Origin of the sequence: Agrobacterium sp. rho-13.3, assembly GCF_033957765.2 — a bacterium.
Lineage (GTDB): Bacteria > Pseudomonadota > Alphaproteobacteria > Rhizobiales > Rhizobiaceae > Agrobacterium.
Map to the genome: position 1 here is coordinate 2,889,184 of NZ_CP192774.1, position 11,955 is coordinate 2,901,138.

12 protein-coding genes, 1 tRNA gene and 1 other RNA gene are annotated in these 11,955 nt (G+C 56.3%); 10 read left to right on the forward strand and 4 right to left on the reverse strand.

Annotated elements, in window-relative coordinates:
• The first annotated feature begins 5 nt into the window (after positions 1-5).
• On the forward strand, positions 6-866 hold the full coding sequence (locus RMR16_RS13960; protein WP_320200297.1) for a prephenate dehydratase: 861 nt from the start codon (positions 6-8) through the stop codon (positions 864-866).
• A 132-nt stretch (positions 867-998) separates the two neighbouring features.
• Here RMR16_RS13960 and nudC read toward each other — a convergent pair whose 3' ends face one another.
• Positions 999-1,967 (reverse strand): NAD(+) diphosphatase, encoded by a 969-nt coding sequence (gene nudC / locus RMR16_RS13965; RefSeq protein ID WP_320200296.1) that lies wholly within the window; start codon positions 1,965-1,967, stop codon positions 999-1,001.
• Positions 1,967-2,371 (reverse strand): HIT family protein, encoded by a 405-nt coding sequence (locus RMR16_RS13970; protein WP_320200295.1) that lies wholly within the window; start codon positions 2,369-2,371, stop codon positions 1,967-1,969. The genes nudC and RMR16_RS13970 overlap by 1 nt, the downstream gene beginning before the upstream one ends.
• Positions 2,372-2,460: 89 nt before the next feature.
• On the opposite strand from RMR16_RS13970, the gene ffs reads away from it, so the two are divergent.
• The 3 genes from ffs to RMR16_RS13985 all read left to right on the forward strand — a co-directional run bounded on the left by ffs (position 2,461) and on the right by RMR16_RS13985 (position 4,968).
• Positions 2,461-2,557: signal recognition particle sRNA small type (ffs, locus tag RMR16_RS13975), an RNA gene on the forward strand.
• Between the two features lie 137 nt (positions 2,558-2,694).
• Positions 2,695-4,566, forward strand: a complete 1,872-nt coding sequence (locus RMR16_RS13980; protein WP_320200294.1) for a DNA polymerase III subunit gamma/tau — start codon at positions 2,695-2,697, stop codon at positions 4,564-4,566.
• Positions 4,567-4,644: 78 nt separating this feature from the next.
• Positions 4,645-4,968 carry a YbaB/EbfC family nucleoid-associated protein gene (locus RMR16_RS13985; RefSeq protein ID WP_320200293.1) on the forward strand — a complete coding sequence of 108 codons (324 nt, stop codon included), beginning with the start codon at positions 4,645-4,647 and terminating at the stop codon, positions 4,966-4,968.
• Here the strand turns inward: RMR16_RS13985 and RMR16_RS13990 are convergent.
• Positions 4,965-5,579: an MOSC domain-containing protein gene (locus tag RMR16_RS13990; protein ID WP_320200292.1), complete on the reverse strand. Its 615-nt coding sequence runs from the start codon at positions 5,577-5,579 to the stop codon at positions 4,965-4,967. The genes RMR16_RS13985 and RMR16_RS13990 overlap by 4 nt on opposite strands.
• A 57-nt stretch (positions 5,580-5,636) precedes the next feature.
• On the opposite strand from RMR16_RS13990, the gene recR reads away from it, so the two are divergent.
• Positions 5,637-6,242 (forward strand): recombination mediator RecR, encoded by a 606-nt coding sequence (recR, locus tag RMR16_RS13995; protein ID WP_320200291.1) that lies wholly within the window; start codon positions 5,637-5,639, stop codon positions 6,240-6,242.
• Between the two features lie 31 nt (positions 6,243-6,273).
• Entirely contained in the window at positions 6,274-7,539 is a 1,266-nt protein-coding gene (locus RMR16_RS14000; protein WP_320200290.1) for a lytic murein transglycosylase, read from the forward strand.
• A gap of 175 nt (positions 7,540-7,714) precedes the next feature.
• On the opposite strand, the gene RMR16_RS14005 is transcribed toward RMR16_RS14000, so the two are convergent.
• A tRNA-Ser gene (locus RMR16_RS14005) sits at positions 7,715-7,804 on the reverse strand.
• A 216-nt stretch (positions 7,805-8,020) separates the two neighbouring features.
• Between RMR16_RS14005 and RMR16_RS14010 the strand changes: the two genes are divergently transcribed.
• From RMR16_RS14010 to RMR16_RS14025, 4 genes are all read left to right on the forward strand, one after another.
• Complete coding sequence (locus RMR16_RS14010; protein ID WP_320200289.1) at positions 8,021-8,338, forward strand: hypothetical protein; 318 nt, start codon at positions 8,021-8,023, stop codon at positions 8,336-8,338.
• A gap of 69 nt (positions 8,339-8,407) precedes the next feature.
• Positions 8,408-9,058 (forward strand): peptide-methionine (S)-S-oxide reductase MsrA, encoded by a 651-nt coding sequence (gene msrA, locus RMR16_RS14015; RefSeq protein WP_320200288.1) that lies wholly within the window; start codon positions 8,408-8,410, stop codon positions 9,056-9,058.
• Between the two features lie 313 nt (positions 9,059-9,371).
• Positions 9,372-10,364, forward strand: a complete 993-nt coding sequence (locus RMR16_RS14020) for a BMP family lipoprotein (protein ID WP_320200287.1) — start codon at positions 9,372-9,374, stop codon at positions 10,362-10,364.
• Positions 10,365-10,446: 82 nt separating this feature from the next.
• The gene (locus RMR16_RS14025; RefSeq protein ID WP_413786011.1) at positions 10,447-11,952 is read left to right on the forward strand and encodes an ABC transporter ATP-binding protein; all 1,506 of its coding nucleotides are present in this window, start codon (positions 10,447-10,449) and stop codon (positions 11,950-11,952) included.
• The last annotated feature ends 3 nt before the right edge of the window (positions 11,953-11,955 follow it).

An 11,955-nucleotide genomic window follows, 5' to 3' on the forward strand; every position in this document is an offset into this window, starting at 1 on the left:
TACTCATGAGCAGCAGCAATAAAATTGCCTTTCAGGGCGACTACGGCGCAAACTCCGACATGGCCTGCCGCGACGTGTTCCCGGATATGGAGCCGCTGCCGTGCCCGACATTCGAGGATGCTTTCAACGCACTCGAAAACGGTGAATCCTATCTGGCGATGATCCCGATTGAAAATACGCTGGCGGGACGCGTGGCGGACATTCATCACTTGCTGCCCGAATCGCGCCTGCACATCATCGGCGAATATTTCATGCCGATCCGTTTTCAACTGATGGTGCTGCCGGGCGTGGTGAAAGACGAGATCAAAACCGTCCACAGCCACATCCACGCGCTTGGCCAATGCCGCAAGATCATCCGCTCCAACGGCTGGAAGCCGGTTGTTGCCGGCGATACGGCGGGCGCTGCAAAACTGGTGTCGGAACTGGGAGACCGCAGCATGGCAGCTCTTGCGCCACGCCTTGCGTCGGAGCTTTACGGTCTGGAAATTCTCGCGGAAAACGTAGAGGATTCGGAAAACAACGTCACCCGTTTCGTCGTGCTGTCTCGCGATGAGGCCTGGGTGAAACGGACGTCCCCGGAAGAGGTGATCGTCACCACCTTCGTTTTCAACGTCCGCAACATTCCCGCCGCACTCTACAAGGCCATGGGCGGTTTCGCGACCAATGGTATCAACATGACGAAGTTGGAAAGCTACCAGCTTGGCGGCAAGTTCGTGGCCACCCAGTTTTACGCGGATATTGAGGGCCACCCGGATGACGAATCGGTGCGGCACGCGCTGGATGAGTTGCGGTTCTTCTCCGAGAAGGTTCGCATTCTGGGCGTTTATAAGGGACACGCCATGCGCGGACGGTTGAACAACAGCTGATATCTTTCCGCCATGCCGGGCTTGACCCGGTATCCAGCGGCGTCGCATCTGCGGCGCAAAGACTCTTCTGCGATCAAGGACTTGATTGCGCTGGACCCCGGATCAGGTCCGGGGTGACAGAGTGTGTGTGGGTTACTCCGTTTTATCCCACTCAATCCAGTCCCGCATCAATCGATGCGCAATGGCACCGCGTGGCGGTGGTGTGCGGCCGTCCGCGGTGGTCATTTCCAGAAGGGCTGCCACCTCATCTCGAGTAAACCAGCGGCAATCCTCCAGCTCTACCTCATCGCGGGTGATGTCTGAGGATAGAGCCTCGGCGTAACAACCGATCATCAGCGTGTGCGGCATCGGCCATGGTTGCGATGCGTGGTAACGCACGCGGCCCACGGCGATCTGCGATTCCTCGTGGGTTTCACGGCGCACGGCATTTTCGATGGTTTCGCCCGGCTCCACGAAACCGGCAAGGCAGGAATACATGCCCGGCGCAAAATGCGCACCGCGGCCCAGCAGGCACAATTCCCGCTCGATATCGATGGTCAGCATGATGACGACCGGATCAGTGCGCGGAAAAATCGTGTGGCCGCAGCTTGCGCAGATGCGTTTGTAACCGCCGATCCTGAGTTCCATCGTGCCGCCGCAACGACCACAAAAACGGTTGTCGAAATTCCAATTAAGAAGACTCACGGCCTGGGCGACTTCGCCGAGCAGTTCCTCACCAATCAGTTGATCGCGGTACAGCGTGCGGGCGTCCACCGACTTATAATGGCCAGCAAGCGCGTCTTCTGTCACGCCAACCGGCACAGCCACACGGGGCTCACCATTGTCCTTATAACCGAGCAGAATGGCCTTTTCGAAATCCGGGTTGAGTTCAGCCAGTTCATAGGCCGAAAACAAGGGGTCCAGAACCTGATCATCATGCTTCAGCACCAGCTTGCTGCCCGTAAATGCCAGCAGATGCGTGCCTTCCAGCTTCAGCGCATCTGCCACACATTCTTCCGTGCGCTTTTCGGCCATACGGTCGAGAGCGTTTTGCGCGAAGGCGGTCAGTGTGCTGGGTTCAGGGTGAGGAGAATTGGTGTCGAAAATGCTTTTAGAGTTCATCAGAGCGCGCCGGCCATTTTTTTCATGAAATCATGTCTGTCTTTATCCGCATAAGGAACCGGCGTGCCTTGCCCCCAAATGGGACCTGGCCAACACGCATCGCCTTCATTGCGGGCAATGATGTGAACATGGAGCTGTCGGACGATATTGCCAAGGGCGCCGACGTTTATTTTTGTCGCACCCGTCAGTCCTTTGAGTGCCGATGCCACCTCATTCGTCTCGAATGTCAGCATGGCCTGATCAAGAGGTGTTAGGTCGAACAGTTCACTCATGCCGTTTCTTTGCGGCACCAGAACCAGCCAAGGCCAGCGGTTGTCGTTTTGAAGGCGCAGTTGGCACAGGCCCAGCTTGGTAATCAGCACGCTGTCGCGGGCCAGTCTCTCGTCAAGCCGGAATGTGTCCAAGGCGTCCTCCCAATTTGTTTTGGCTGTGATAGCAGTTTTTTGAAGGCTTGGCTTGCATTTGCTTTTATTATTGCCGATATGTGCGTCCGGGAGGTTGGTGGTGGACGAGCCACTCGCCAACCGGGTCAGGTCCGGAAGGAAGCAGCCCTAACGAGCCAGGCACGGGTCGCCGTGCCAGCCTCCCACCTTTTTCTTTGCAAGACGTGCTCAGGTTTCGCCGGGCCACTCGGCCTGAAACGGGCATCATCTAAAGCATGTCTCGCAAAAGTGTACAGCGGTTTTGCGACCAAGACATGCGATGTGCTCCAATGACTGGCGAGGCGATGAGCGAAACCGGAACCAATATGCCCCAGACCAAAGAGCAGGGTACAGGTTACCGCGTTCTGGCGCGAAAATATCGCCCGAAAGACTTTTCCGATCTGATGGTTGGCCAGGAGCCGATGGTTCGCACGCTGACCAATGCGTTCGAAAGCGGCCGTATTGCGCAAGCCTATATGCTGACTGGCGTTCGCGGCGTGGGAAAAACCACGACTGCGCGTATTCTGGCCCGTGCGCTGAATTACAAAACCGACGAAATCGACAAGCCGACCATCGATCTGCGCATTCCTGGCGAACATTGCCAAGCCATCATGGAAGGCCGCCATGTCGATGTGATCGAAATGGACGCCGCCTCGCATACGGGAATCGATGACATTCGTGAGATCATCGAACAGGTGCGTTACCGTCCGGTGTCGGCGCGCTACAAAGTTTACATCATCGACGAAGTGCATATGCTTTCCACGCAGGCGTTCAACGGCCTGCTGAAAACGCTGGAAGAGCCGCCGGAGCATGTGAAGTTCATTTTCGCGACGACGGAAATCCGCAAGGTGCCGATTACGGTCCTGTCGCGCTGCCAGCGTTTCGATCTGCGCCGCATCAGCGCTGCCGATCTCGTCGGCCTGTTCACCGCCATTGCCGCCAAAGAGGGCCTGGAAGCGGAGCCGCAAGCGTTGGCGATGATCGCTCGTGCAGCCGAAGGCTCTGCCCGCGACGGCCTGTCCTTGATGGATCAGGCCATTGCCCATGGTGGCGGGCGTGTGGAAGCCGATGCCGTGCGCGGCATGCTTGGCCTTGCCGACCGCGCGCGCATCGTTGATCTCTTCCACCATGTGGTGAAGGGTGATGTGGCCGAAGCGCTTTCCGAATTTACCGCGCAATATGAAGCGGGTGCCAACCCTGTCGTTGTGCTCAACGACCTTGCAGATTTCACCCACCTCGTCACCCGCATGAAATATGTGCCGGATGCGGCAGAAGACCCGTCGCTTTCTGAAGTCGAGCGCGTGCGTGGTGCGGAATTTGCCGATACGATTGCGGTGTCCACCCTGTCACGCATCTGGCAAATGCTGCTGAAGGGCATCCCTGAGACCGAAAATGCATCTCGCCCCGCAGGCGCTGCCGAAATGGTGCTGATCCGGCTGTCTCACGCCGCCAATCTGCCCTCGCCGGAAGACGCAGCACGTCGCTTATTGGAGCTTTCCAACGGTGAAGGCGGCGGCGCTTCGAACGGTGGCGGCAATGGCGGCGGAAACGGTGGGGGGGGTGCGCGTGCCTACGGCTCCACGCAGGCCGTTGCGTCGGTTCAGCTTTCGCCACAACGACAAACATCACTGCAACCCAACACAATGCTGCGCGCTGTGCCAGACAGCCGCCCGCAGGACATGCAGGTGGCAGCGCCAAAGCAGGAAGAACGGCCGGAACCGAAAGTGCCGGTCAACTCGCTTCAGGACATTGCTGACCTCTGCACAAAAAATCGCGATCCCGTTCTCAAAGCCAAAGTGCGTGGTTTCGTGCGGCTGGTGCGGCTGGAACCGGGCAAGCTCGATATGCGCCTTGCCGATGGCGCCCCTGGCTCACTTCCCGGCGAACTGGGTGTACGGCTGAAAGAATGGACTGGCATCCATTGGATTGTCAGCATCAGCAAGGATCAAGGCCAGCCAACGCTGGTGGAGGCCGAAGGCAACGCACGTGATGCGCGCCTTCTGGATGCGCGGCAAGACCCGGATGTTGCCGCCATTCTGGCGCAATTTCCCGGCGCGAAAATTACCGACGTGCGTATTCGCGCCCCATTGGTGGATGATGTCGAGGAGATTGCAACGCCATCCGTTGCCGAATCCAGCGAAGGCGACATTCTTCCCGGCGACGACATCGAGTTCTAGAGCATCGCACCGAAAAGTGTGCAGCGGTTTTCGGATAATCCGATGCGTAAACAAACGATATAAGACAGGAGTTTCGATATGCGTGACATCATGGGCATGATGGGCAAGGTCAAGGAAATGCAGGCCAAGATGGAGAAGATGCAGGAAGAAATTGCTGCACTTGAAGTCGAAGGCACATCTGGCGGCGGTCTCGTGGCCGTCAAGATGAGTGGCAAGGGCTCTTTGCTCGGCGTGAAAATCGATCCGTCGCTTCTCAAGGAAGACGAGATAGAAATCCTCGAAGATTTGCTGGTGGCTGCCCACAACGATGCCAAACAGCGCGCCGAAGCCGTGACCGCCGAAAAGACCCGCGACCTGACTGCTGGCCTGCCTATTCCGCCCGGCATGAAGCTGCCGTTCTAATATCGGTTAAGCTCATCTCTCAGCTTGTAATGAATCGGGGCAGCGAGAAATCGCTGCCTTGTTTCTTCGTTCAGCCGTTTGCCGAATGTCGCCATGGTCTCGGCCACGGTCACCTTGGCACCTTCAAAAGCCTGATAAGACACAGCTTCGCCCGCTGTGACAACACCTCCCAAAACAACGCGGCAATAGATTCCCGGCCGTGCCGCTGCGGTATAGCGTTTTGCAAATGTCCGGTCGTCCATGCGCGACGTGAATGTGGCGCAGGGAATCCGGGCTGAGGTCGCCTCCAGAACCACCTCATCGATGGTAAAACGGTCTCCAATGTGAACATCTCGATTGTCGAGACCCGCCATCACTAGATTTTCCCCGAATGTGCCGGGCGCGATGGGCTTGCCAAGCTGCTCACTCCACCAGTTCAGCGTGTCCAGTCCTTCAATGTAGATAGCCTGATCCACACCGCCATGATGTTTACGATTGCAGATAGCGTCGCCAACAATGCCTTGCGCATCGATCAGGACATGGCCAGTCACCGGCATTTTGAAAATGCCGGTCTTGTAGCTTTTGCCGGGCAGTTTTTCCGCCCGGCCCGTGCAGATGGCGTGAAGTTTCATGGCGTGGAATTCCTTCAAGCGATTCCGTTTTGTCTTCATATGGGCTAAAAGCAGCAAATGGCAAAACGAGTCACCGGCCCCGAAATCGAAAAACTCATCCAGCTTCTGGCAAAAGTGCCGGGACTTGGACCCCGTTCCGCACGGCGTGCTGCTCTTCACCTCATCAAGAAGAAGGAGCAGCTTCTCGGACCGCTGGGCAACGCCATGGGCGAGGCCTACGATAAGGTGAAAATCTGCTCCTGCTGCGGCAATGTCGATACCATTGATCCTTGCACGGTCTGCACGGATGATCGCCGCGACCAATCGATCATCATCGTCGTTGAAGATGTATCCGATCTCTGGGCGCTGGAGCGCACGGGCGCGATGAACACCGCTTATCACGTTCTCGGTGGCACGCTTTCGCCACTGGATGGCGTCGGGCCTGAAGACCTGAACATCAAGGGCCTGATCGAGCGTGTCAGTGTCGGCGGCATCCGCGAACTCATCATCGCTGTCAACGCGACCGTAGAGGGGCAGGCAACCGCCCACTACATCACAGATCGCCTGACCGATCTCGGCGTGAAAATCACCCGGTTGGCGCATGGCGTGCCTGTCGGTGGCGAGCTTGATTATCTCGATGAAGGTACGCTGACGGCAGCGCTGCGCGCCCGCACTGTTATCTGAGCTAGCATCAGAGTTTCGAAGAGGAAAACCCATGCGTCTACGTTCGACCGCTCCGGTCATCGCCGCAATCATATCCGCTTTTTCAGCAAGCACCGCACTTGCCCAAACCGTTCCCGCGGGCGCTGTCGCCGCAAAATACAATGCCGAATTCAATGCATGGCTGAAAAAGGAAATCTGGCCGGAAGCCCGCAAAGCAGGCGTTTCACAAGCTACTCTTGACGCCACTCTGACCGGCCTTTCCATCAACTGGAAGCTTCCCGACGTCATCGTTCCCGGCCAGAAGCCACCAACGGAGCAGGCACAAAGCCAGGCGGAATTTTCCTCGCCCGGTGCATATTTCTCCGAACAGCGCTTGCAAGGGTTGGCCGCGACTGGCCGCTCTCTCGCCACCACCCATGCGGCGGCGTTGAAGCGCATCGAAGCGACCTATGGTGTTCCCGGCAATATCGTCGTTGCTATCTGGGGGCGGGAATCCGGCTTCGGTCGCGCCAAGCTGCCGAATTCGGTCATCGACGTGCTGGCCACCAAAGCCTATGCCTCCACGCGCAAGGACATGTTCCGTGTCGAGCTGGTTGATGCACTGAAAATCGTCGAAAGTGGCGATATCCCAGCATCGAAAATGATGGGCTCATGGGCAGGCGCACTCGGCCAACCGCAATTCATGCCGTCCAGCTATCTGAAATACGCCGTCGATTTTGATGGGGACGGTCATCGCGATATCTGGAATTCCGTACCGGACGCATTGGCGTCGATAGCAAACTATCTTTCCAAGCGCGGCTGGCAGAGAAACCGCGATTGGGGCTTTGAAGTTTCCATACCAGACGATGTATCCTGCGCACAGGAGGGCCCAGACCTCGCCCGCCCCGTCGCAAACTGGGCCAAGCTCGGCATCACCCGTATCTCCGGTAAAGCCTTTCCCGCCAACGACATGACAGCCGATGGCATGATGCTGGTTCCCGCTGGACGCCACGGCCCGGAATTTGTGGTGACACCCAATTTCTACGTCATCAAGGAATACAACAACTCCGACCTCTATGCTCTTTTCATCGGCAATCTGGCAGACCGCATCGCCTTCGGCGCGGGCCCATTTCAGGCCGAATGGGGCAATGTAGGTTCCATGCTGCGCTCAGACGTGCTGGCCATGCAAAAGGCCTTGGTCGCCAAGGGTTATGATGTCGGCAAGGCAGACGGCTTGGCGGGTTTCAAGACACGACGGTCGCTGGGTGACTGGCAAGCCAAAAACGGACTAAAGCCGACATGCTTCCCGGATGCGTCTTTGAAGGCGAAGCTTAGATAAATATTGATGAATGCGCCCCGTTGGCCTTGAATGCGATCACGCCCGTTCGGGATTGCATTCGACCTGGTTCAATTTTGAAATCACATCTTCGATTCGGCTATGCGCGTTGAAATGACAGTGCATCTTGCTCCAGGCACCGTTTTTTATGTCATAAAACTGTTTGATTGATTCTGAATGGCGGACAGGGTGGGATTCGAACCCACGGTACGCTTTCACGCACACACGCGTTCCAGGCGTGCGCCTTAAACCACTCGGCCACCTGTCCGTCTAAACATCTGCATTTTGTGACAACTGCAAATCACTGGAACGGCGCGATATATACCGATGAATTCGGCAGGATCAACCCGAAATCTGACAGTTTTTTTAATTGTCGTGCGATTCCTTGTATATGCCGAGATTGCAAAGGCTGTTTATGGCCTTTATCCAGAGATTATAGGGCTTTTAACATGCGTCGTAGCGGCCATCGGGTGAGGACTTTTTTGTGAAAACGTTTTTCAGGCTGCTGAGTTTTATGTTTTTGGCCGCTGCTGTGGGTGTTGGAGTGCTGGATTCGATTCGCTCAGTGTCGACCTATTCGGTCGATATGGTGAGCGCCCGCGATGCGTGGGTGCAATTTTTTCCTCTATCTCTAGCCATGGCAGAAAGCGCCATCGCGCACTATATTCATCCAGAAGCGTGGCGATTGGTCGAGATCGGCCTTTCCGTGGTTCCGGCCTTTGCGGTTCTTCTTGGTCTCTCACTCCTGTTCTGGATGGCGGGATATAGAAGGCCGAGAGCTTTGGGCCGTTTTTCCGCCTGATGCGACCATCACCACGCAGATCATGCAGAAACCAGATGGCGGCTTATGAGTGGCCGCAAGGAGAATGTTATGTTCGGATTTGATACGATTTCCAAAAAAACCACCATGCCCACGGCAGAAACGGCATATCCGGGTCGTGAACAGGCATTGACCATTCCAGAACATCACTACGTCAACGGCAATGTCATCAAAGGACCTTATCCTGAAGGTCTGGAGACGATCTATCTCGGCATGGGATGTTTTTGGGGTGCGGAACGGCTTTTGTGGAAAACACCGGGTGTCTGGGTGACGGCGGTCGGTTATTCCGGCGGCATCACGCTCAACCCGACCTATCAGGAAACCACCACCGGGCTCACGGGCCATGCCGAAGTGGTGAAGGTGGTTTACGATCCGTCTAAAGTGTCACTCGCCGCACTGCTCAAGATATTCTTCGAGGAGCATGATCCAACACAGGGCATGCGCCAGGGCAACGATGTGGGCACGACCTATCGCTCGGTGATCTACACCACGAATGACCAGCAACTGACAGAGGCAAAAGCGGCGCGCGACACGTTTCAACAGGCGTTGAAGGCTGCTGGTCATACGCAGGCCATCACCACGGAAATCGAACCTCTGGATATCTTCTATTATGCGGAAGATTATCATCAGCAGTATCTCGCGAAAAATCCCGGTGGTTACTGCGGCCTGCGCGGAACGGGCGTAAGCTGCGATATCGGCTGAATCGCTCGTCGGGAGACTGGACAGCGTTTGGCTGTGCATATGGTTTAGCTTCAATATGTTAGGGCGCTTTCACGCATCAAAAACGATGCAGGGCGCTCTATTTTTTTGCAAATTATTCGTCGTTGAGACTAAAAAACCGGCAGTTAACAGTTTTTCCACTGGGTCAAAAAAACCGGATGAATTTTTCTTGCAGCCGTGCAAGGATGATCCCCACGCACAGTCAAAAAGGCTGGCAGTTCCGCAGACATTCCCGATTTTCGGGTTTGCGGGAGGACCCTTTAAAAAAACCAAACTGTAACAACAGGGCTGCACAATGAAAAAATCCCTTCTGACGCTTTTCGCACTTGCTGCGATGTCGGCTTCCGCTTTGGCTGCGGACATCAAGCCTGCGCTTGTCTACGGCACGGGCGGCAAATTCGACAAGTCGTTCAACGAAGCCGCTGCCACGGGCGCAGAAAAGTTCAAGGCTGAAACTGGCATTGATTTCCGCGATTTCGAGCCGACCAGCGATACACAGGGCGAGCAGGCGATTCGTAACTTCGCCAGCCGTGGCTTCAACCCTGTTGTTGCCGTGTCCTTTGCCTGGACTTCGGCCATGGAGAAGGTTGCGGCCGAGTTTCCCGACACGAAGTTCGTGATCGTCGACTCCGTCGTTGAACTGCCGAACGTGCGTTCGGTTGTTTACAAGGAAGAAGAAGGTTCTTACCTCGTCGGTCTTTTGGCTGGCATGGCATCCAAAACCGGCAAGGTTGGCTTCATCGGCGGCATGGACATTCCGTTGATCCGCAAGTTCGCCTGCGGTTACGCACAGGGTGCCAAGGCTGCCAACGACAAGATCGAAGTGTTCCAGAACATGACCGGCACAACCGGTGCTGCATGGAACGACCCGGTTCGCGGTGGTGAACTGACGAAGAACCAGCTCGATCAGGGTGCAGATGTCGTTTACGCAGCAGCAGGCGCAACCGGTCTCGGCGTTCTCCAGACTGCTGCCGACAACAAAAAGCTCTCCATCGGTGTGGATTCCAACCAGAACCACCTGCACCCCGGTTCCGTTCTGACCTCCATGGTCAAGCGCGTCGATCTGGCTGTTTACAACGCCTATACTGATGTCAAGAACGACAAGTTCACGGGCGGCATTGTTGCGCTTGGTGTCAAGGAAGACGGCGTTGCTTACTCGCTGGACGCTGACAACAAGGCTCTCATCACCCCGGAGATGATTGCCGCAGTGGATAAGGCGAAGGCCGATATCATCGCTGGCACGGTCAAGGTTCACGACTATATGTCGGACAAGTCCTGCCCAAAGTGATGTAGGTTTTTGGAAAAGGGCGCATCGCGTAATCGCGTTGCGCCCTTTTTATATCCAGTGATCGGAGACGTTTGGGTTGACCATGGAACCTGCCATCGAGCTTGTGGGAATCGATAAGAAATTCGGTACCGTACACGCCAACAAGAATATCAATCTTACCGTGACCAAGGGGACGATCCACGGGATCATCGGGGAAAACGGAGCTGGAAAATCGACTCTGATGTCGATCCTTTACGGCTTTTACCACGCCGATTCCGGTGAAATCCGAGTCAATGGCAAGCCCGTCAATATTCGTGACAGTCAGGCTGCCATCGATACCGGCATCGGCATGGTGCATCAGCACTTCATGCTGGTGGAAAATTTCTCCGTGCTGGAAAACATCATGCTCGGTGCCGAAGGTGGCGTTTTGCTGGCGAAAGGCACGGCTGCGACCCGCAAAGAGCTGAAAAGGCTGGAAGATGCGTATGGCCTTGAGGTTAATCCCGATGCGATCATCGAGGATTTGCCGGTTGGCCTGCAACAACGTGTCGAAATCTTAAAGGCGATGTATCGCGGCGCGGAAATCCTCATCCTCGATGAGCCGACCGGCGTTTTGACGCCCGCCGAAGCCGATCACCTGTTCAAGATTCTCGGCGTTCTTCGCGATCAGGGCAAAACCGTCATCCTCATCACCCACAAGCTGCGCGAGATCATGGCGATCACCGATGAGGTGTCTGTCATGCGCCGCGGCGAAATGGTGGCGACCCGCAAGACCTCTGAAACGACGGTGGAAGAACTGGCCGAGCTCATGGTTGGCCGCCGCGTGCTTCTGCGCGTCGAAAAGGGCGAATCCAACCCCGGCGATGTGCTGTTTTCCGTGCGCAACCTCACCGTCAAGGATAGCCGTGGCGTGACCATGGTGGACGATGTGTCGTTTGATGTGCGGGCTGGCGAGATCGTCGGCATTGCCGGGGTTGCCGGTAACGGCCAGTCGGAACTGCTGGAAGCGATTGCCGGCATTCGCAAACCCTATTCGGGCGAAATCCTGATGGGCGGCAAGGTGGTCGATAAGGTCGATCCCGCCATTCTGCGTCAGCTTGGCCTCGCGCATATCCCCGAAGATCGCCACCATATGGGTCTGGTCCTGAAATTCGAGGAATATGAAAACTCCATTCTCGGCTATCACCGCGATGAACGCTATGGCAAAGGCCCGTTTCTCAATCCCGAGGCCATTCGCAAGGATGCAGCAGAGAAGATCGAGAAATACGATATTCGCCCGCCGAACGCCCGGTTGAAAACCGCCAACTTCTCCGGCGGCAATCAGCAGAAGATCGTCGTTGCGCGTGAAATCGAGCGCGATCCGAAGATGCTGATCATCGGCCAGCCGACGCGCGGTGTGGATATCGGTGCGATCGAATTCATCCACCGCCGCATCATTGAGATGCGGGATGCGGGCAAGGCCATACTGCTGGTGTCAGTGGAACTGGATGAAATCCGTTCCTTGTCGGATCGCATTCTGGTCATGTTCGCAGGCCGGGTGGTTGGTGAAAAAACGGCGGAAGCCGAAGAACAAACGCTGGGCCTGATGATGGCCGGCATCGCCGCATAAGGC